Source organism: Enterobacter sp. BIDMC 29 (assembly GCF_019378755.1).
GTDB lineage: Bacteria > Pseudomonadota > Gammaproteobacteria > Enterobacterales > Enterobacteriaceae > Enterobacter > Enterobacter ludwigii.
Window position 1 is genome coordinate 1,996,280 of record NZ_CP080000.1, and the last position, 20,938, is coordinate 2,017,217.

At 55.0% G+C, this 20,938-nt stretch carries 20 protein-coding genes; 8 read left to right on the plus strand and 12 right to left on the minus strand.

Annotated elements, in window-relative coordinates; genetic code table 11:
* Positions 1–247: 247 nt before the first annotated feature.
* From JTA15_RS08985 to yobA, 3 genes are read right to left on the minus strand one after another with little or no spacing between them, the layout of a single operon-like run.
* Positions 248–586 carry a YebY family protein gene (locus JTA15_RS08985; protein ID WP_014170622.1) on the minus strand — a complete coding sequence of 113 codons (339 nt, stop codon included), beginning with the start codon at positions 584–586 and terminating at the stop codon, positions 248–250.
* Between the two features lie 16 nt (positions 587–602).
* Positions 603–1,472: a copper homeostasis membrane protein CopD gene (gene copD, locus JTA15_RS08990; RefSeq protein ID WP_059306267.1), complete on the minus strand. Its 870-nt coding sequence runs from the start codon at positions 1,470–1,472 to the stop codon at positions 603–605.
* 1 nt (position 1,473) lies between these two features.
* Positions 1,474–1,845 carry a CopC domain-containing protein YobA gene (gene yobA / locus JTA15_RS08995; protein ID WP_020883407.1) on the minus strand — a complete coding sequence of 124 codons (372 nt, stop codon included), beginning with the start codon at positions 1,843–1,845 and terminating at the stop codon, positions 1,474–1,476.
* Between the two features lie 137 nt (positions 1,846–1,982).
* Here yobA and JTA15_RS09000 point away from each other — a divergent pair, with 137 nt between their 5' ends.
* The 3 genes from JTA15_RS09000 to exoX all read left to right on the plus strand — a co-directional run bounded on the left by JTA15_RS09000 (position 1,983) and on the right by exoX (position 3,660).
* Positions 1,983–2,213, plus strand: a complete 231-nt coding sequence (locus JTA15_RS09000) for a DNA polymerase III subunit theta (RefSeq protein ID WP_013096102.1) — start codon at positions 1,983–1,985, stop codon at positions 2,211–2,213.
* A 109-nt stretch (positions 2,214–2,322) separates the two neighbouring features.
* A complete protein-coding gene (locus tag JTA15_RS09005; protein WP_020883406.1) occupies positions 2,323–2,973 on the plus strand; it encodes a carbon-nitrogen hydrolase family protein in 651 nt (216 codons plus the stop codon).
* A gap of 24 nt (positions 2,974–2,997) precedes the next feature.
* Entirely contained in the window at positions 2,998–3,660 is a 663-nt protein-coding gene (exoX, locus tag JTA15_RS09010) for an exodeoxyribonuclease X (RefSeq protein ID WP_014170626.1), read from the plus strand.
* Here the strand turns inward: exoX and ptrB are convergent.
* A complete protein-coding gene (ptrB, locus tag JTA15_RS09015) occupies positions 3,657–5,717 on the minus strand; it encodes an oligopeptidase B (RefSeq protein WP_219373138.1) in 2,061 nt (686 codons plus the stop codon). The two genes, exoX and ptrB, sit on opposite strands and share 4 nt — an antisense overlap.
* An 85-nt stretch (positions 5,718–5,802) precedes the next feature.
* Positions 5,803–6,453: a tellurite resistance TerB family protein gene (locus JTA15_RS09020; protein WP_219373139.1), complete on the minus strand. Its 651-nt coding sequence runs from the start codon at positions 6,451–6,453 to the stop codon at positions 5,803–5,805.
* A gap of 170 nt (positions 6,454–6,623) precedes the next feature.
* On the opposite strand from JTA15_RS09020, the gene purT reads away from it, so the two are divergent.
* The gene (purT, locus tag JTA15_RS09025; protein WP_025203852.1) at positions 6,624–7,802 is read left to right on the plus strand and encodes a formate-dependent phosphoribosylglycinamide formyltransferase; all 1,179 of its coding nucleotides are present in this window, start codon (positions 6,624–6,626) and stop codon (positions 7,800–7,802) included.
* Positions 7,803–7,842: 40 nt separating this feature from the next.
* On the opposite strand, the gene kdgA is transcribed toward purT, so the two are convergent.
* The 3 genes from kdgA to zwf form a co-directional block, all read right to left on the minus strand.
* On the minus strand, positions 7,843–8,484 hold the full coding sequence (kdgA, locus tag JTA15_RS09030) for a bifunctional 4-hydroxy-2-oxoglutarate aldolase/2-dehydro-3-deoxy-phosphogluconate aldolase (protein WP_020883402.1): 642 nt from the start codon (positions 8,482–8,484) through the stop codon (positions 7,843–7,845).
* A gap of 39 nt (positions 8,485–8,523) precedes the next feature.
* Positions 8,524–10,335 carry a phosphogluconate dehydratase gene (gene edd / locus JTA15_RS09035; RefSeq protein WP_014170631.1) on the minus strand — a complete coding sequence of 604 codons (1,812 nt, stop codon included), beginning with the start codon at positions 10,333–10,335 and terminating at the stop codon, positions 8,524–8,526.
* 234 nt (positions 10,336–10,569) lie between these two features.
* On the minus strand, positions 10,570–12,045 hold the full coding sequence (gene zwf / locus JTA15_RS09040) for a glucose-6-phosphate dehydrogenase (protein WP_020883401.1): 1,476 nt from the start codon (positions 12,043–12,045) through the stop codon (positions 10,570–10,572).
* A 357-nt stretch (positions 12,046–12,402) separates the two neighbouring features.
* On the opposite strand from zwf, the gene JTA15_RS09045 reads away from it, so the two are divergent.
* A complete protein-coding gene (locus tag JTA15_RS09045) occupies positions 12,403–13,272 on the plus strand; it encodes a MurR/RpiR family transcriptional regulator (RefSeq protein ID WP_025203851.1) in 870 nt (289 codons plus the stop codon).
* A 124-nt stretch (positions 13,273–13,396) separates the two neighbouring features.
* On the plus strand, positions 13,397–14,839 hold the full coding sequence (gene pyk, locus JTA15_RS09050; RefSeq protein WP_020883399.1) for a pyruvate kinase: 1,443 nt from the start codon (positions 13,397–13,399) through the stop codon (positions 14,837–14,839).
* A gap of 55 nt (positions 14,840–14,894) precedes the next feature.
* On the opposite strand, the gene lpxM is transcribed toward pyk, so the two are convergent.
* The 3 genes from lpxM to znuA all read right to left on the minus strand — a co-directional run bounded on the left by lpxM (position 14,895) and on the right by znuA (position 18,265).
* Complete coding sequence (gene lpxM, locus JTA15_RS09055; RefSeq protein WP_032678429.1) at positions 14,895–15,866, minus strand: lauroyl-Kdo(2)-lipid IV(A) myristoyltransferase; 972 nt, start codon at positions 15,864–15,866, stop codon at positions 14,895–14,897.
* 119 nt (positions 15,867–15,985) lie between these two features.
* On the minus strand, positions 15,986–17,305 hold the full coding sequence (gene mepM / locus JTA15_RS09060; protein ID WP_014170636.1) for a murein DD-endopeptidase MepM: 1,320 nt from the start codon (positions 17,303–17,305) through the stop codon (positions 15,986–15,988).
* A gap of 15 nt (positions 17,306–17,320) precedes the next feature.
* Complete coding sequence (gene znuA / locus JTA15_RS09065; protein ID WP_025203849.1) at positions 17,321–18,265, minus strand: zinc ABC transporter substrate-binding protein ZnuA; 945 nt, start codon at positions 18,263–18,265, stop codon at positions 17,321–17,323.
* A 77-nt stretch (positions 18,266–18,342) separates the two neighbouring features.
* Between znuA and znuC the strand changes: the two genes are divergently transcribed.
* Both znuC and znuB read left to right on the plus strand, forming a co-directional pair.
* Positions 18,343–19,098, plus strand: a complete 756-nt coding sequence (gene znuC, locus JTA15_RS09070; protein ID WP_014170638.1) for a zinc ABC transporter ATP-binding protein ZnuC — start codon at positions 18,343–18,345, stop codon at positions 19,096–19,098.
* Complete coding sequence (gene znuB, locus JTA15_RS09075) at positions 19,095–19,880, plus strand: zinc ABC transporter permease subunit ZnuB (protein WP_014170639.1); 786 nt, start codon at positions 19,095–19,097, stop codon at positions 19,878–19,880. Before znuC ends, znuB begins: the two co-directional genes overlap by 4 nt.
* Positions 19,881–19,919: 39 nt before the next feature.
* On the opposite strand, the gene ruvB is transcribed toward znuB, so the two are convergent.
* Positions 19,920–20,930 carry a Holliday junction branch migration DNA helicase RuvB gene (ruvB, locus tag JTA15_RS09080; RefSeq protein ID WP_219373140.1) on the minus strand — a complete coding sequence of 337 codons (1,011 nt, stop codon included), beginning with the start codon at positions 20,928–20,930 and terminating at the stop codon, positions 19,920–19,922.
* Between the last annotated feature and the right edge of the window lie 8 nt (positions 20,931–20,938).

The following is a 20,938-nucleotide window of genomic DNA, read 5'->3' on the forward strand; positions in this document are numbered from 1 at the left end:
CAGATAAAAAGAGACCGAATACGATTCCTGTATTCGGTCCAGGGAAATGGCTCTTGGGAGAGAGCCGTGCGCTAAAAGTTGGCATTAATGCAGGCTAAGTCGCCTTGCCTTTTAAGAATAGATGACGACGCCAGGTTTTCCAGTCCTCAGTTAAAGCGGCCGGAAAAAAAGCGTATGAGCATCATTAAAAGTGAAAAACCGCAGTGCTTTCGCAAGCATCTGCGGTTTTTTATTGGAAACCCGAAGATTAACAAAGCGTGTCTGCACGCTCGATAAACGGTGCCAGACTCATCTTCTGCCCTGGATGCGCGGGATCATCAATCTGAATAACGCTGATTGGCTGTCCACTGCTTTTGCCGCTGGCGACCTGCTGCTCTGCGACATCATTTAAAGGGTATTGCACCAGCGTGCTTGGGTTAATCGCATACAAGGCGTGCCCCGGACGGCAGGTCAGCATCACCTCTTCACGATTAAACGCCCATTTGTCCTTACCCACTTCAAAACGGCTGACGGTAATGACCTGTGGTGCGGCCAGGGCGCTCCCCGTGCAGGCCAGTAAGATGAGAGAAAGTAGTGTCTTTTTCATAGGATAGTTAACCTTGTCAGAAGGGTTCCCAGGTCGCGAACAGACTGACTGTAGCCAGCACCAGCGCACCCAGCACCACTTCTGCTTGTGTCATTCTGATAAATATTTGTTGTTCTCGCCCGCTTTGCGCACGAAACCGTGGCACCAGAAAATACCGATTTGCCAGCGCAATTACCACCATCAAAGCCACCAGCGCACATTTGAACAACAAAAATTGCACATAACGGGCCTGCCAGGGAATATCGATACCCAGAATAAACAGCGCATTGAAAACGCCGGTAAGCACCACGCCTGCTACGGCGTAATGCCCCACGCGTGAGAAGCGCATCATGGTGTAGATTGCGGCAGGCTGCCACTGCCCTTTCGCCAGACGCATGCAAAACAGCAGCGGCAGTAATCCGCCAAGCCAGGTTGCAGCACATAACACATGAAGAGCGTGATTAAGACGCTGTAATGCGCCCACCGCGCCTTCGTTCATTGTCGCATGCCCTACTCCCGCCAGCAGGATGAACTGTCCCATGGCGAGCAGTAACAGCCGTGAGCCTTTATGCGGTGCCAGCCATGCTGTACCGGCAGTAAGGACCGCGAGAATAATTTGCCACAGCCAGACGCTTCCAAACTGCGTCCCCAGCACGCTACGCCAGATGTCGGGGTTGACGACATCGCCCCAGCCATTCCCCATTAACCCGCCCTGAAGCGTAAACATCAGGAGCGCTGTCACCAGGCTGATTAACGCCGCCATTCTCTGCTGCGACTGAAAACGCCGGGACATGAGCCGTTGCAGAGAGGAAGGAGCAAACCAGACGCTATAAAGCGCATTGCCAAAAATAAGCATTAACGCGCCGAAATGGAGAAAGCGCAGCCCTACGTAGCACATCGCCAGCATGCTATTTCACGCTAAAGTGATAACTGCCTTTTGTCTTGTGGCCGTCTACCGACACCACATGCCAGTCAACCTGGTAGGTTCCGGGCGTCAACTCGCGATCCAGCGGCACATTCAGCTGCGTCTTGTCTTTCTCGTCGCGTTTAACGGCACCGGTCCTGATGGTCTGCTTTTGTGCATCCGTCACCACCACACCGCTAAAACCGGGCTCAATACCTTCTGAAAACGTCAGCGTCAGCGTGCGCGGTGCCGTCACGAGGCTATCTGCTGCCGGAGTCTGTTGTTTAAGGTGAGCGTGCGCCAGCACGGAGGGTGACATCACGCAAGAGGCCAAAAAGACCAGTGCGCCTGCCGCGCGGGAAGAGGATAAACCCATCGCAATCATTCCTTTTTGTTATGCCTGTATGGCAAAGAATAACTCTGTATAATAAGCGAGTCGAGGATCATCCCACCTATGCTTGTCATCGTCGAGCAATCGCGGTAACGTTGCCGCCGTCTAAAAAGGAGAAGGTAATGAAGATCAATCTGGCCGCCCTTCCTCAGGACGAGATGGATAAAGTGAATGTCGATCTCGCTGCCGCTGGCGTCGCATTTAAAGAGCGTTACAACATGCCCATCGTGGCTGAAGTGGTTGAACGTGAGCAACCTGCTCATCTGCGCGACTGGTTTCGCGAACGCTTAATTGCGCATCGTCTCGCCTCAGTTAACCTTTCTCGTTTACCGTACGAACCTAAAGTTAAATAAGCTTAACGAGTCGTTACACTTCCTTACGCGGAATATGGCAGGATAAGAAAACCCTGATTAAATTAGGTGTATTCTTAAATCACTGCGACTCTGTGTAAAGGAAGTCACGATGTCACAATGGAATATTGCTGCGGCCCAGTATGCCGGGCTGCACCACAGTGTAGATGAACATGTCGCGCACCATCTCCGTTTCATTGCCGAAGCGGCACGACAGCAGTGCGATTTGCTGGTATTCCCGGAGCTCTCATTAACTGGCCCAGGGACAACGACGCTCCCCGCCCCTCCCGATGATAAACAGCTGGCCCCGTTGCTAAACGCCGCGAAATTATACCGGATTACTATTATTGCCGGGCTTCCGCTCGACGTGAATGGCCATCGTCAGAAAGGCCTTGCCCTGTTTACCCCCTCTCGCCATAGCATCCTGCGCTACCCTCAGGGTCGCGGTGCAAGCCTGATCCCAGGAGATAAACAGCTGACGATCATCGATGCACATGCTGATTCGCCAAATCTCGACCCGCAGGCGACGCTGTTTACCAGCTGCCAGTCAGTGGGAGATAGCCGCTGGCGGCAGTCCATCAGTACCCTGCAGCGATTCGCACACAAATATGCCATTGCGGTGTTAATGGCGAACGCGCGCGGCGGCAGCGCGTTATGGGATGAAAAAGGTCAGCTGATCGTCCGCGCGGACAAAGGTGAACTGCTATTGACCGGATCTCTTGGCAGACAGGGTTGGCAAGGCGATATCATTCCTTTAGGCTAGGCGTTTTAGGCTCAGGAGAGTTCAATGCTGCGCGTCATCGATACCGAAACCTGCGATCTTCAGGGCGGAATAGTGGAAGTGGCTTCTGTCGACGTGATTGATGGAAAAATAGTCAACCCAATGAGCCATCTGGTACGTCCCGACCGCCCGATCAGCCCGCAGGCAATGGCTATTCATCGCATTACAGAATCGATGGTGGCGGACAAACCGTGGATAGAAGAGGTGATACCCCACTATTACGGTAGCCCGTGGTACGTCGCGCACAACGCCAGTTTTGACCGCCGGGTGCTCCCTGACATGCCCGGAGAATGGATTTGCACGATGAAACTGGCGCGTCGTCTCTGGCCCGGGATTAAGTACAGCAATATGGCGTTGTACAAATCCCGTAAACTGAGCGTCAGAACGCCGGAGGGTCTGCACCATCACCGCGCCCTGTATGACTGCTACATCACCGCCGCGTTACTCATTGATATTATGAATAACTCCGGCTGGACCCCTGATGATATGGCGACCATTACCGGGCGTCCGGCATTGCTGACTACCTTCACCTTTGGCAAATACCGCGGTCGGGCGGTTTCCGATATTGCGGATAAAGATCCGGGCTATCTGCGCTGGCTCTATAACAACCTCGATAAGATGAGCCCGGAACTGCGTTTAACGCTTAAGCACTATCTTGGCGAAGCTTAACGCTCCGCACGGCCTGGCAGCGTCTCCTGCGCCAGTCCAATCAAAAACGCATACTCCAGTGCCACGCCTTCGTAAGATTTAAATCGTCCCGATTTCCCGCCGTGACCGGAGTCCATATCCGTGCACAGCAGCAGCAGGTTGTCGTCGGTTTTCAGTTCCCGCAGTTTCGCCACCCATTTTGCAGGCTCCCAGTATTGCACCTGTGAATCGTGCAATCCGGTGGTCACCAGCATGTGCGGATACACTTTCGCTTCTACATTGTCGTACGGGCTGTACTCTTTCATGTAGCGATAGTAGATCTCATCCTGCGGGTTGCCCCACTCTTCAAACTCTCCGGTCGTCAGTGGGATGGATTCATCCAGCATGGTCGTTACCACATCGACAAACGGCACCTGCGCAATAATCCCTTTAAAGCGTTCGGGACGCTGATTGATGACGGCCCCCATCAATAATCCTCCCGCGCTGCCGCCCATACCAAAGCAAAGCCCAGGATCGCCATAGCCCTGCTCAATCAACGCATCGCAGACGTCGAGATAATCATTGAAGGTATTTTTCTTTTTCAGAAATTTCCCGTCTTCATACCAGTGCTGTCCCAGCTCCCCGCCGCCGCGAACATGCGCAATGGCGAACACAAAACCGCGATCCAGCAGACTTAACCGGCTGCTGCTGAAATCAGCGTCCATGCTTGAGCCGTAGGAGCCGTAGCCGTAAACCAGAATCGGATTCTTACCTTTCTGGAAATGCGCCCGATGATAAACAAGCGAGACCGGTACCTCGACGCCATCGCGGGCTGTAACCCACAGGTGCTCGCTTCGGTAGTTGTCGGAATCAAACCCTTTCACTTCGGACTGTTTAAGCACCTGACGTTGCCCGGTGTCCATATCCAGCTCAAAGAGCGTATCGGGCGTGGTCATAGACGAGTAGCCGTAGCGCAGACGCGACGATTCCGGCTCAGGATTAAACCCTATCCACGTAACATAGGCCGGGTCGTCAAACGCAATCCCGATCACTTCCCGCGTTTTGCGGTTAATTTGCCGCAGGCTGGTCAGCCCCCGCTGGCGCTCCTCAACCACCAGCCAGTCGGTGAACAGCGTAAACCCTTCGAGCATCACCTGCTCCCGGGCGGGGATTAACACTTCCCACTTACGTTCATCGCGTACTTTGGTTTTGTAGAGGCCAAAGTTTTTACCCTCCCGATTAGAGCGCAGGTAAAAGCTGTGCTGGAAGTGATCGAGGCTGTATTCATGATCTTTACGCCGCGGCAGGAAGCACAGCGGCTGCGCATCAGGTAGCTCGGCGTCCAGAAGCAGAACTTCAGAGGTGGTGGCGCTGGCCAGGAAGATGATCACATAGTGGCGGGACGAGGTTTTGTGCAGGCTGACATAAAACGTTTCGTCTTTCTCTTCGTAAACCAGTTCGTCGTCAGCAGAATCCGTCCCAACGGTGTGGCGCCACACCTGGTAAGGCAACAACGTGGAGGCATGCTTTTTGACGTAGTAGACCGTTTCGGAATCATTTGCCCAGACAAAGTCCGGCGAAACGTTATCCAGCATTTCCGGATACCAGTTGCCGGTTTCCAGGTTGCGAAAACGCAAACCGTACTGACGACGGGAGAGGTAATCCTCCGCCAGCGCCATAATGGTGTTATCGGGAGAGATGGACATGCCGCCGAGGGTATAAAACTCGCTATGGGCGGCGCGCTGGTTGGCATCCAGCAGGATATCCCACTCATCCCATTCGGCGCATAACACCGACTGTCGCTGGTAGATGGGATACTCGTTGCCAGGTTCGTAGATATGGCGATATCGATAGCCATTTTTGGTCCATGGCGCGGAGATATCGCGCTGGGGGATACGCTGCACCATTTCATTTAGCAGCTGATCCTGCAACGCCTGCTGGCTGGACATGACCTTGCGGCCATAGTCGTTTTCCTCGTGCAGGTAGTCGAGCACTTCTGGCCGGGAACGGGAGTCGTCCCGCAGCCAGTAATAGTTATCTATACGCGTATCGCCATGCGTGGTGATCGCATAAGGAGTACGTCGGGCTTTCGGTGGCATGTCATCATTCTTTTGAGTTTTACACCCTATAAGGTTGGCAAAACCCACGCATGATGCAAGCGAAACATGGCTGCGACGGTGGCAGTTAGCCCTGTAACGCCCGTTTTTGCTCCTGAATATCCTTCTCGATCCCGTCCCGGACATCTTGTGGGATCTTCAGGGCATCACCCAGCGCATTGAGATAGCTGCGCTCCATAAAGTGATCGATATCGATGGCGGCACAGCTCAGAAAATAGAGCTCAAGCGCCTCTTCCTCATTTTTCACGCTTTGCGCCAGACGCTGCGGTTCGAGTGGCTGTTCGATGGCCTCCGCCACCAGCGCTCTGCCCTTTTCTTCGACACCGGCTTCGCGCAGTTGCTGCTCAATCGCCGATCGTTCCTGGTCATCAATGTGCCCGTCGCTTTTCGCCGCGAACACCAGCGCCAGGATGAGCCGTTCGGTACGCAGATCCAGCGGCGAGGTCTGCTCACCAAAGTGGGGTTCGTCGCTGTGCGCGGTCCGTACTCTGTCCTTGTATTTGTTCCACAGTACGGTACCCGCAATAGCGCCGCCGCCCGCCAGTAGCACGCCGGTACCATACTTTGCCAGTAACTTACGCGAGGATTTATTGGCAACCAGCAGTCCAGCCAGCCCGCCAAGCGCCCCCGGTACCAGGAGTTTGCTCAGCCCCTGCTCGCCGGATGACGACGTTTTCTGTCCCAACATGGATTGCAATTGATTAAGCCAGCCTGACATGGTTTCCCTCACTTAACGGTGAATATGTCTCCCAGCGTAAGCGAGCAGGCGTCAGGAAATGTCTGCCACGGCTAAAGAAGCGCAAATTTCTTAACCGCTCTCGGGCCCTGAACAAGACAGATGCAAACGTTTACGTTTATAATGCGCGCAACTTTTTCAGGGGGATTGTTATGACTCGTTTAGGAACCGCGCTGCGACCTGCGGCGACGCGTGTGATGCTGTTAGGATCGGGCGAACTGGGTAAAGAGGTCGCCATTGAGTGCCAGCGTTTGGGCGTGGAAGTCATTGCAGTGGATCGTTACGCTGACGCACCTGCCATGCATGTCGCCCACCGTTCTTATGTGATCAATATGCTGGATGGCGATGCCCTGCGTACGCTGATTACGCAGGAGAAACCGGATTTCGTGGTACCCGAAATTGAAGCCATTGCCACCGATACGCTGATCGCCCTTGAGCAGGAAGGCCAGCGCGTGGTGCCCTGCGCAAAAGCGGCCAAACTCACCATGAACCGCGAAGGCATTCGTCGTCTGGCGGCTGAAGAGCTGGCCTTACCTACCTCAGGCTACCGTTTTGCCGGCGATAAAGCCGCTTTCCTGCAGGCTGTCGACGAAATTGGCTACCCGTGCATCATTAAGCCCGTCATGAGTTCCTCCGGTAAAGGACAGAGCTTTATCCGCGACAGCAGCACTCTGGATAAGGCGTGGGAGTATGCCCAGCAGGGAGGACGTGCCGGTGCCGGTCGCGTGATTATCGAAAGCGTCGTAAAGTTTGATTTCGAAATCACGCTGCTGACGGTCAGCGCCGTTGATGGCGTCCATTTCTGCGATCCGATTGGCCACCGCCAGGAAGATGGCGACTATCGTGAATCCTGGCAGCCGCAGCAGATGAGCGACCTGGCGCTGGCACGTGCGCAGGAAATTGCCCGTAAAGTGGTGCTGGCGCTGGGGGGTTACGGATTGTTTGGCGTGGAGCTGTTTGTCTGCGGCGATGAGGTAATTTTCAGTGAAGTCTCCCCTCGCCCGCACGATACCGGGATGGTCACGCTGATTTCGCAGGACCTTTCTGAATTCGCCCTGCATGTGCGCGCCTTCCTCGGCCTGCCCGTTGGCGGCATTCGTCAGTACGGCCCGGCGGCTTCGGCGGTGATCCTGCCGCAATTAACCAGCCAGAACGTCACCTTTGATAACGTCGAAGGGGCTATGGGTGCAGGCTTGCAGGTTCGTCTGTTCGGGAAACCGGAGATTGACGGCACGCGCCGCCTTGGCGTGGCGCTAGCGACCGGTGAAAACGTGGATGAGGCTGTGGCAAGAGCCAAAACAGCCGCCGCGAACGTGAAGGTTGCAGGATAAAAAAACGGGCCAGCAGGCCCGTTTTTCATACTGTCTTCGCTTACTGCTTCGCGCCTTCAACCGCTTCGCGAGCCAGTTTAGTGATGCGATCCCAGTCGCCTGCTTCCAGCGCATCCGCAGGAACCAGCCATGAGCCGCCGATGCACAGGACACTTTTCAGCGCCAGGTAGTCACGGTAGTTTGCCGGAGAGATACCGCCCGTCGGGCAGAAGCGAACCTGAGAGAATGGACCCGCAATAGCCTGCAGCGCTTTGGTGCCGCCGTTAGCTTCAGCCGGGAAGAATTTGAACTCTTTCAGGCCGTAATCCATACCCATCATCAGTTCAGATACGGTGCTGATACCCGGGATCAGAGGGATCGTGCCTTCGGTTGCAGCTTTCAGCAGCGGCTCGGTCAGGCCAGGGCTGATAGCGAACTGCGCGCCCGCTTCGGTCACGTCAGCCAGCTGCTGTGCGTTCAGTACGGTACCCGCACCGATGATCGCGTCCGGCACTTCTTTGGCGATAGCGCGAATAGCGTCCATCGCGCAGGCGGTACGCAGGGTCACTTCCAGAACACGAACACCACCCGCGACCAGGGCTTTCGCCATCGGGACAGCATGTTCCAGCTTATTCACCACGATTACCGGCACGACAGGGCCAGTGGTCAGGATTGCTTCTGCACTTGTTTTCCAGTTTTTCATCAGAGTTTTCTCTCGCCAGATCGATAAAATCAAGTCGTCTTAAAACGTAATACAGGTTGCGCCCTGCTCCGCACCGGAGAGTTTCTCACGCAGCGCGCCAAACATTTCGCGTCCGGTTCCCACGCGCGATGCGCTCAGGTCAGGAATATGTGGCTTACGTGCCGCCAGTTCAGCGTCATCCACCAGCAGGGTTAACTCACCTGTCTGACCGTTAACGCGGATCATGTCTCCATCACGAACTTTCGCCAGCAAACCGCCGTCGTAAGCTTCCGGGGTCACGTGGATGGCAGAAGGCACTTTACCTGATGCGCCAGAGAGGCGTCCATCGGTCACTAACGCAATTTTGAAACGGCGGTCCAATAATACACCAAGTGGCGGCATAAGTTTATGTAATTCTGGCATCCCGTTCGCTTTTGGCCCCTGATGGCGCACCACAACGACGCAATCTTTGTCGAGCAGACCGGCATCAAACGCAGGCAAAACGTCATGCTGGCTTTCAAACACCACGGCCGGCGCTTCGATAATCTGGTTCTCTTCCGGTACGGCGGAGGTTTTCATCACCGCACGCCCCAGGTTACCGCTGAGCACTTTGGTGCCGCCGTGACGAGAGAACGGTTGTTCAAAGGTGGCGATAACCTGTGCGTCAAGCGAGGCGGTGGCGCCTTCACGCCAGTCAAGCTCACCGTTATTGAGCCACGGCTCATGGGTATAACGCTGCAGACCAAAGCCCGCCACGGTGTTCACATCTTCATGCAGCAGACCGCCTTTCAGCAGCTCGCGCATCAGCACCGGCACGCCACCGGCAGCCTGGAAGTGGTTGATGTCAGCCGGGCCGTTCGGGTACAGGCGCGCCATCAGTGGCACCACAGACGAGATATCCGAGAAATCATCCCAGTTAATCAGGATGCCCGCCGCGCGCGCCATCGCCACCAGATGCATGGTGTGGTTGGTTGAGCCGCCGGTTGCCAGCAGCGCAACGATACCGTTGACGATCACTTTCTCGTCGACCATTTTACCCAGCGGCATCCACGCGTTGCCGTTACCGGTCAGACGCGTTACCTGGCGGGCAGCTGCTTCAGTCAGGGCCTTACGCAGTGGCGCATCCGGCTGAATGAAAGAGGACCCAGGAAGCTGCATCCCCATAAATTCCACCACCATCTGGTTGGTGTTGGCCGTACCGTAGAAAGTACAGGTGCCCGGCGCATGGTAGGAGGCGGCTTCCGCTTCCAGCAGTGCCTGACGGTCTGCTTTACCTTCCGCATACAGCTGACGGATACGCACTTTTTCTTTGTTTGGCAGACCGCTTGCCATCGGACCTGATGGCACGAAGATCGCAGGCAGATGACCAAACGACAGCGCTGCCATGGCCAGCCCCGGGACGATTTTATCGCACACGCCGAGGTACAGCGCGCCATCAAACATATTGTGAGACAGGCCCACTGCGGCCGACATCGCAATCACTTCGCGGCTCAGCAGAGAGAGCTCCATCCCATCCTGACCCTGCGTCACGCCATCGCACATGGCCGGCACGCCGCCCGCGACCTGGCCTACCGCATTGACGCTGTGCAGCGCTTTACGGATGATCTCCGGATACACTTCGTACGGCTGATGCGCAGAAAGCATGTCGTTGTAGGAGGTAATGATGGCGATATTGTTACGCAGCATGCTTTTCAGCGAGGCTTTATCGTCGGGCTGGCAGGCGGCGAAACCGTGCGCCAGGTTACCGCAGGCGAGTTGTGAGCGATGAACGGTATTACTTTTAGCCTGTTCAATCCGGGCGAGGTAGGCAGAACGGGTCTCTTTCGAGCGCTCAATAATGCGTTGTGTTACGCGTAACAATGTCGGATTCATAAAAGCTCCTCTAATTTATCTGTCCGGGCTCGGGAGTTTACAAAGTCGCTGGCGATTATTAACAACGCTGAAACGCTTGCTGTCCGGAGCTCAGGGGCAAAATCACTTCCGGCAGTGTAATAAAAAAAGCTCCGCGGGTGAATCCACGCGGAGCTTAAAAGTTTATAAATTGTGCCACGAGCTGTGTTAGATCATGTTACCGGTAAAATAACACCTAAGAGGCAGCTGATTATTTTACTCAAACTCATTCCAGGAGCGGCCATCACGGGTGATCATCGCGACGGACGCGACAGGCCCCCAGGTGCCCGCCTGATACGGTTTCGGCGCATCCTGATCCGCAGCCCAGGCTTCGGTGATGGAGTCGACCCATTTCCACGCCTCTTCCACTTCATCGCGACGCACGAACAGCGCCTGGATACCGCGCATGGTTTCCAGCAGCAGACGCTCGTAAGCATCGGCAAGGTGCGTCTGATTGAACGTTTCGGAGTAGCTCAGGTCCAGCTTGGTGGTCTGCAGGTTATGTTTGTGATCCAGGCCCGGCACTTTGTTCAGGATCTGGATGTCCACCCCTTCGTCTGGCTGCAGACGAATGGTCAGTTTGTTCTGCGGCAGCTCTTGCCAGGACTCTTTGAACAGGTTGAGTTCAGGGTTTTTGAAGTAAACGACAACTTCAGAGCATTTGGTCGGCAGACGTTTACCGGTACGCAGGTAGAACGGAACACCCGCCCAGCGCCAGTCATCGATATCCACGCGGATCGCCACAAACGTCTCGGTATTGCTCGCCTTGTTGGCGCCCTCTTCTTCCAGGTAGCCCGGCACTTTTTTACCCTGAGCAAACCCTGCGGTGTACTGGCCGCGTACCGTTTTCTCACGCACGTTTGAGCGATCGATGCGACGCAGCGACTTCAGCACTTTCACTTTAGCATCACGGATGCTGTCCGCCGTCAGGTCAGACGGTGGAGACATGGCAATCATGCAAAGGATTTGCAGCAGGTGGTTCTGGATCATGTCGCGCATCTGACCGGCCTGGTCAAAGTAACCCCAGCGGCCTTCAATCCCCACCTCTTCGGCCACGGTGATTTCCACATGGTCGATGGTACGGTTGTCCCAGTTATTCACAAACAGGGAGTTGGCAAAACGCAGCGCCAGCAGGTTCAGTACCGTCTCTTTACCGAGATAGTGGTCGATACGGTAGACCTGGCACTCTTCGAAGTACTCGCCGACCTGGTCGTTAATTTCGCGGGAGGTTGAAAGAGAGGTCCCCAGCGGTTTCTCCATCACCACGCGTGCCGGTTTAGCGTTCAGCTTCGCTTCGCCCAGACCTTTGCAGATTGCACCGAAAGTGCTTGGTGGCATGGCGAAGTAGTTAATGGTGACACGGTTTTTCTGATCCAGCATCGCGCCTAAACGGTTAAACGCGCTGACGTCGTTCACGTCCAGGTTACAGAAATCAAGACGTCCGCTCAGGGTATCCCACAAACTTTCATCAATCTTTTCCTTCATGAAAGTTTCGAGCGCCTCGCGTACGACCTTGGTATAAGCTTCCTTGTCCCAGTCGGCGCGCCCAACGCCCAGGATACGCGTATCCGGATGAATTTGGCCCGCTTTCTCCAGTTGATACAGGGAAGGCAGCAATTTCCGGCGTGCAAGATCGCCTTTCGCGCCGAAAATGACCAGGTCACATGCCTGGGCTGTTTGCGTTACCGCCATGTCATTCTCCTCAGTTGGATCACCTGGTACTTTTGCCAGGTATCGTTGTAATTTTATTACGTTGCACTGTACTGCTTTTACGTCATTCCCGAAACCATTAGCGCTTAACCTCGCGTGCGATACCGCGATTTTTTCGCCGTCAGACGCGTGTGGTGGCGGAATCACGCAAAAAGCGTTGATTCTTTGAACTACAGGGTCATAACAAAACCCGACACCGATCAAGTAATGAAAAAAAACAACAACATTATCTTGTCGACTGTTACCCTTTATGGAAGCCACAGGGGTAATATCGGCTAAATCGAATCATGATTTCATGTATTAATGAAATCGTTTCCACCCATGAGCGCCCTGTTAACAATGAACATGCTGGAAAAAATCCAGTTCCAACTGGAACACCTTAGCAAATCCGAGCGAAAAGTGGCCGAAGTCATTCTTGCTGCTCCTGCTCAGGCGATTCATTCAAGCATCGCCGCTCTGGCGCAGGAGGCAGGCGTCAGCGAACCGACGGTTAACCGCTTCTGCCGTAGCCTTGAAACGCGCGGCTTTCCTGATTTTAAACTGCATCTTGCACAAAGTCTGGCAAACGGCACGCCTTATGTTAATCGCAATGTGGATGAAGACGACAGTGTTGATGCCTATACGGCGAAAATATTTGAGTCGGCCATGGCTACGCTGGACCACGTTCGCCAATCCCTGGATATGAATTCCGTGAACCGCGCGGTGGATTTACTGACCCAGGCCAAGCGCATTGCGTTCTTTGGCCTCGGCTCGTCGGCGGCCGTGGCGCATGACGCCATGAATAAGTTCTTCCGCTTTAACGTCCCGGTCATTTATTCCGATGACATTGTCCTGCAACGCATGAGCTGTATGAATTGCAGTGAAGATGATGTCGTGGTACTCATTTCGCACACCGGGCGCACCAAAAGCCAGGTGGAGCTGGCGCAACTGGCGCGTGAAAACGATGCCATGGTTATTGCCCTCACGACGGCGGGCACGCCGCTGGCAAGAGAAGCAACGCTCGCCATCACCCTTGACGTCCCGGAAGACACCGACATGTATATGCCGATGGTCTCCCGTCTAGCGCAACTCACGGTGATTGACGTGCTGGCAACCGGTTTCACCCTGCGCCGTGGTGCAAAATTCAGAGATAACTTGAAGCGTGTCAAGGAAGCGCTTAAGGAATCGCGTTTTGATAAAGAATTGCTTATGAAAAGCGATGTTCCCTAAATAGTTTAATAACTACGATGTAACGATTTACGGCATTCGGTCCTCTCTCTGTTGCCTTGCAGCAGATGAAGGCCGATTTAATGTTCACGCAACACCAAAGTTGTTTCAGTCAACGGAGTATTACATGTCCAGAAGGCTTCGCAGAACCAAGATCGTAACCACCTTAGGCCCGGCCACTGACCGCGATAACAATCTCGAGAAAATTATCGCCGCGGGTGCCAACGTGGTGCGTATGAACTTCTCTCACGGTACGCCAGAAGACCATAAATTACGTGCCGACAAAGTGCGTGAAATTGCGGCCAAACTTGGCCGTCATGTTGCTATCCTCGGGGACCTGCAGGGTCCAAAAATTCGTGTTTCAACCTTCAAAGAAGGTAAAGTCTTCCTCAATATCGGCGACAAATTCCTGCTCGATGCCAACCTGGGTAAAGGCGAAGGCGATAAAGAAAAAGTTGGGATCGACTATAAAGGTCTGCCGGCTGACGTTGTGCCTGGCGATATCCTGCTGCTCGACGACGGTCGCGTTCAGCTGAAAGTGCTGGAAGTTCAGGGGATGAAGGTATTCACCGAAGTCACCGTCGGTGGCCCGCTCTCAAACAACAAAGGCATTAACAAACTTGGCGGTGGCCTCTCAGCCGAAGCGCTGACCGATAAAGACAAAGCGGATATCGTGACCGCTGCGCTGATTGGCGTTGACTATCTGGCCGTCTCCTTCCCGCGCTGTGGCGAAGACCTGAACTACGCGCGCCGTCTGGCACGTGATGCGGGCTGTGATGCCAAAATCGTTGCTAAAGTGGAACGTGCGGAAGCCGTTTGCGATCAGGACGCGATGGATGACGTGATTCTGGCGTCTGACGTGGTGATGGTTGCCCGTGGCGATCTGGGCGTGGAAATTGGCGACCCTGAGCTGGTGGGGATCCAGAAAGCACTGATCCGCCGTGCACGTCAGCTTAACCGCGCCGTGATCACCGCAACCCAGATGATGGAATCCATGATCACCAACCCAATGCCGACCCGTGCAGAGGTGATGGACGTGGCTAACGCCGTGCTGGACGGTACCGATGCCGTAATGCTTTCTGCAGAAACCGCAGCCGGCCAGTACCCTGCTGAAACCGTAGCCGCGATGGCACGCGTTTGCCTGGGTGCTGAAAAGATCCCAAGCATCAACGTCTCTAAACACCGTCTGGACGTGCAGTTCGACAACGTGGAAGAAGCAATTGCGATGTCTGCCATGTACGCCGCTAACCACCTGAAAGGCGTAACGGCGATTATCACCATGACTGAATCTGGCCGTACCGCGCTGATGACCTCCCGTATCAGCTCCGGTCTGCCCATCTTCGCCATGTCTCGCCACGAGCGTACGCTGAACCTGACGGCGCTGTATCGCGGTGTCACGCCGGTTCACTTCGACAGCACCAACGACGGTGTCGCGGCTGCCCACGACGCCGTGAACCTGCTGCGCGACAAAGGCTATCTGGTCTCCGGTGATATCGTGATTGTGACTCAGGGTGACGTGATGAGCACCATCGGCTCGACCAATACCACTCGCGTATTGACCGTCGAGTAAGCACGTCCCTGTTAAAAAGCCCGCTCTTTTCGGAGCGGGCTTTTTTTATTTCTGCTTATTTCTTCGGGAAAAGTTCTTTGCGTTTGTACGGCTCTGTTTCACCGGGCTTACGCGTTTTGAGCAACTTCAGTATCCACGTGTATTGCTCAGCATGCGGTCCCACCAGAATCTCGACCTCTTCGTTCATTCGGCGCGCAATGGTGTGATCGTCCGCCGTCAGTAAATCATCCATCGGTGGACGCACTTCAATGCTCAGGCGATGGGTTTTCCCGTCGTATACCGGAAACAGCGGAATGACGCGCGCACGGCAGACTTTCATCAGACGGCCAATCGCCGGCAACGTGGCTTTATACGTCGCGAAAAAATCCACAAACTCACTGTGCTCGGGGCCGTGGTCCTGATCCGGCAGATAGTAACCCCAGTAGCCCTGACGCACGGACTGTATAAACGGTTTAATGCCATCATTACGCGCATGCAGACGGCCACCAAAACGGCGACGCACGGTGTTCCAGACGTAATCAAAGATCTTATTGCCCTGGTTATGGAACATTGCCGCCATTTTCTGCCCCTGAGACGCCATCAGCATCGCAGGAATATCCACACCCCAGCCGTGAGGAACGAGGAAGATCACCTTCTCGTTGTTGCGGCGCATCTCTTCGATGATTTCCAGCCCTTTCCAGTCAACACGCGTCTGAACTTTCTCCGGCCCTTTGAGCGCCAGTTCGGCCATCATCGCCATGGCCTGCGGCGCGGTCGTGTACATGTCGTCAATCAGCGCTTCACGCTCGGCGTCACTCTTCTCCGGGAAACAGTACAGGAGGTTAATCTGCGCACGGCGACGGGCACTTTTACCAAACCGGCCCGCCAGGCGGCCTATTTTTCCCAGTACCGGATCGCGAACCGAGGCAGGTAACATCGCAATCCCCGCAAATGCGTAAACGCCAAGCCAGGCACTCCAGTTGCGCGGGTGGCGAAAAGATTTTTCAAACTCAGGAATGTACTCAATATTGTTTTTTTGGGTTTCCATGCTGGTTCCAGGGTCTGGTGACGCAAAATTTCATTCAGATAGTGTAGCGAGGCAGCCGCTCGCGCACAAAACAAAAAGCCGGCACATACTGAGGCCGGCTTTTTCACAAAACAGAGGGCTTAATCAAAGCGCAGCTGCGGAATCACCTCTTTCACCTGCGCCAGGTAATCGGAACGATCTTTACCTGTCAGGCCTTCGGTACGCGGCAGTTTCGCCGTAAGCGGGTTCACTGCCTGTTGGTTAATCCATACCTCATAGTGCAAATGCGGCCCGGTAGAGCGCCCGGTATTCCCGGAGAGCGCGATACGGTCGCCACGTTTCACTTTCTGTCCCGGCTTAACCAGTAGCTTACGCAGGTGCATATAGCGGGTGGTGTAGGTACGACCATGACGCACCGCGACATAATACCCGGCTGCACCGCTACGTTTTGCAATCACCACTTCGCCATCACCCACAGCCAGCACAGGGGTCCCCTGCGGCATGGCAAAGTCAACGCCACGGTGCGGCGCAACACGCCCGGTGACCGGGTTCAGACGGCGCGGGTTAAAGTTGGATGAAACACGGAATTGTTTAGCCGTCGGGAAGCGCAGGAAGCCCTTCGCAAGCCCGGTACCGCTGCGGTCGTAGAACTTACCGTCTTCGGCACGAATGGCGTAGTAATCTTTGCCATCAGAGCGCAGACGCACACCCACCAGCTGGCTCTGCTCACGCTTGCCGTCAAGCATTTCACGGGACATGAGAACGGAGAATTCATCGCCTTTCTTCAGTTTGCGGAAGTCCATTTGCCACTGCATGGCTTTGATTACCGAGCTGATCTCGGCGCTGGTCAGCCCCGCATCGCGCGCGCTGGAGACAAAGCTTGCGCCTACGGTCCCTTTCATCACGCTGTTCACCCAGTCGCCTTTCTGCATTTCACTGGTCATTTTGAAACCGTTTGCAGTGCGATCGTAGGTGCGGGTTTCGCGACGGGACATCTCCCAGGTCAGGCGTTGCAGATCGCCATCAGCGGTTAACGTCCAGGAGAGCTGTTGACCAATTTTCAGGTTACGAAGATCTTTATCAGCCGCCGCCAGCTGGCTGATGTTTCCCATGTCGATACCGTACTGGTTCAGAACGCTGCTTAACGTATCACCCGTCGAAACGACATATTCGTGGATCCCCGCTTCATTCTCGGTTTTATCGTCCAGCTCATCCTGCGGGATGGCTTCATCTTCCTGAGCCGCCTGGTCGATAGGTTCACTGGCCTCAGGGAGGAGAGAGCGAATCTCGCTCTTCTCAAGCTCGATGGTTTTGATGATTGGGGCAGAACTCGGATGGTAAACATAGGGCCGCCAGACGGCGACCGCTAACGTGAGAACTGTAAGAGACCCCAGCATAACGCGATGGGGTCGAGGCAGATTGTTAAATGCCAGGGCGACAGAGCGGGCTATCTGTTGCACGTATTCACTTCCTCGTTAATCTCCTTTCAGGCAGCTCGCATACTGGTTCGCCAGTTGGCTGAGAAACTGCGAATAGCTCGCTTTGCTCAACTGGATATTCGTTCCTAGCGGGTCAAGGGTTCCCATGCGCACGGATGTTCCCCTGGCCACGGCTTCTACGACCGCTGGCCTGAACTGTGGCTCAGCAAAAACGCATGTCGCTTTCTGCTCAACCAACTGTGTTCTGATTTCATGTAAACGCTGCGCACCAGGTTGAATTTCAGGGTTGACGGTAAAGTGCCCCAGCGGGGTCAGGCCGTAGTGTTTCTCGTAATAGCCATAGGCGTCATGAAAAACGAAATACCCTTTTCCTTTCAACGGTGCGAGCTCATTACCCACCTGCTTATCGGTTGCGGCTAATTGTGCCTCAAAATCCTTCAGGTTGGCGTCTAGTTTGGCTCGACTTTGCGGCATAAGTTCCACTAATTTGTCATGGATTGCAACCGCCGAAAGCCGCGCTATCTCTGGGGATAGCCAAAGGTGCATGTTGTACTCGCCGTGATGGTGATCCCCATCACCTTTTTCGCCGTCGGCGTGTCCGGCATCATGTTCATCACCATCGTCGTCAGCCCCTTTCATGAGCAACGGTTTCACGCCCGGGAGTTCGGCAATAGCGACCTGTTTTTCGCCCGGCACCTGTTTTGCCGACTTCTGCATAAACGCTTCCATCTCTGGACCAATCCAGACAACTAAGTCCGCGTTTTGTAAGCGTTTTACATCAGATGGACGCAGGGAATAATCATGCTCGGAAGCCCCATCAGGGAGCAGAACCTGGGTGTCAGTAACCCCATCTGCAATCGCGGAAGCAATGAAACCGAGCGGTTTAAGCGAAGCGACAACAGCAGCGTTAACATCTTGTGCTGTTGAACCCCAAAGGGCAGCGGATAATGCTGCGAAAAGAAGCGTATTTTTATGTAACATAATGCGACTAATCATCGTAATGAATGCGTGGGATGTGATATTATAACATTCGTTGACTTCTGCAAGCTTAAATTGACATGACGACTTTGGTTTCTCTCGACAATATTTCGGTCTCATTTGGCCAACGCCGCGTCCTCTCTGACGTGTCGCTGGATCTGAAACCCGGCAAAATTCTGACGCTGCTCGGCCCCAATGGCGCAGGGAAATCCACCCTGGTGCGCGTGGTGCTGGGTCTGGTAACACCTGACGAAGGGGTTATCCGCCGTGAGGAAAAATTACGCATCGGCTATGTGCCGCAAAAACTCCACCTCGACGCCACACTGCCGCTGACGGTTAGCCGCTTCCTGCGTCTGCGCCCCGGGACACATAAAGCCGATATTCTTCCGGCGCTGAAACGCGTGCAGGCAGGCCATCTGATTGATGCCCCGCTGCAGAAACTGTCCGGCGGTGAAACCCAGCGCGTATTGCTTGCCCGCGCCCTGTTGAGCAGCCCACAGCTTCTGGTGCTGGATGAGCCGACGCAGGGTGTGGACGTGAATGGTCAGGTCGCACTTTACGATTTAATCGACCAGCTACGCCGCGAACTCAACTGTGCGGTGCTGATGGTTTCCCACGATCTCCATCTGGTGATGGCCAAGACCGACGAAGTGCTGTGCCTTAACCATCACATCTGCTGTTCCGGCACGCCGGAAGTGGTGTCAATGCACCCTGAATTCATCTCCATGTTCGGCCCTCGCGGCGCTGAGCAGCTGGGAATTTATCGCCATCATCACAATCACCGCCATGATTTACAGGGACGAATTGTCCTGCGCCGGGGAAATGGACACTCATGATTGAACTGTTACTGCCCGGCTGGCTGGCCGGGATTATGCTTGCCTGCGCCGCGGGCCCGCTGGGCTCGTTTGTGGTGTGGCGCAGAATGTCCTATTTTGGCGATACGCTGGCACACGCGTCTCTGCTGGGCGTTGCCTTTGGCCTGTTACTGGACGTGAATCCCTTCTACGCGGTGATTGTGGTCACGCTGCTGCTGGCCGCAGGGCTGGTATGGCTGGAAAAGCGCCCTCACCTCGCCATCGATACGCTGCTTGGTATTATGGCCCACAGCGCCCTGTCGCTGGGTCTGGTGGTCGTGAGCCTGATGTCGAACATTCGTGTTGATCTGATGGCCTACCTGTTCGGTGACCTGCTGGCCGTGACGCCTGAAGATCTGATCTCCATCGCCGCTGGTGTGGTGGTCGTGCTGGGTATTCTGCTCTGGCAGTGGCGTAATTTGCTGGCGATGACCGTCAGCCCGGATCTGGCGTTTGTCGACGGCGTGAAGTTGCAGCGCGTGAAGCTGTTGCTGATGCTGGTGACGGCGTTAACCATTGGTGTGGCGATGAAATTCGTCGGCGCGCTGATCATCACTTCCCTGCTGATTATCCCCGCGGCCACTGCGCGTCGTTTTGCCCGTACGCCGGAGCAAATGGCCGGTGTGGCGGTTATCATCGGGATGATTGCGGTAACGGGAGGGTTAACCTTCTCGGCGTTCTACGATACCCCTGCCGGCCCGTCTGTGGTGCTGTGTGCGGCGCTGCTGTTTATCTTCAGTATGATGAAGAAGCCTGCAAGCTGATCGACTCTCCCCTCTCCCCCCCGGGAGAGGGAACCTCTGCTACGGCATCGCTGGCGGGGTAATACCAAAATGGTTCCACGCCCGCACCGTTGCCATACGACCGCGCGGGGTACGTTGCAAGAAACCCTGCTGGATCAGATACGGCTCAAGCACATCTTCAATTGTCTCGCGCTCTTCACCAATCGCTGCCGCCAGGTTATCCAGTCCGACCGGACCGCCAAAGAACTTATCCAGTACCGCCAGCAACAGCTTACGGTCCATGTAGTCAAAGCCTTCGGCATCCACATTCAGCATATCCAGCGCCTGCGCTGCAATCTCAGCCGAAATCGTGCCATCGTATTTTACTTCGGAAAAGTCACGTACGCGACGCAACAGGCGGTTCGCAATACGCGGCGTCCCCCGGGAGCGCTTCGCTACCTCAAACGCCCCTTCCTCGCTCATCTCCAGCCCCATATAGCGGGCACTGCGGCCAACGATATGCTGAAGATCCGCAACCTGATAGAACTCCAGACGCTGAACGATACCAAAACGATCGCGAAGCGGAGAGGTCAATGACCCGGCACGCGTCGTCGCGCCAATCAGGGTAAACGGAGGCAGATCGATTTTGATGGAACGTGCTGCCGGACCTTCACCGATCATGATGTCCAGCTGGTAATCTTCCATCGCCGGATAGAGCACCTCTTCCACGACCGGCGACAGACGGTGGATCTCATCGATAAACAGCACGTCATGCGGTTCAAGGTTGGTCAACATTGCCGCCAGATCGCCCGCTTTTTCCAGCACCGGGCCAGAGGTTGTGCGCAGGTTAACGCCCATTTCATTGGCGACAATGTTCGCCAGCGTGGTTTTCCCCAGACCGGGGGGGCCAAAAATCAGCAGGTGATCGAGTGCATCGCCGCGCAGTTTTGCCGCCTGGATGAAGATCTCCATCTGAGAACGAACCTGCGGCTGGCCAATATACTCATCAAGCAGTTTCGGGCGGATGGCGCGATCCACCACGTCTTCTGCCTGAAGGGTGCCTGCCGATACCAGGCGATCTGCTTCAATCATCCTTTACC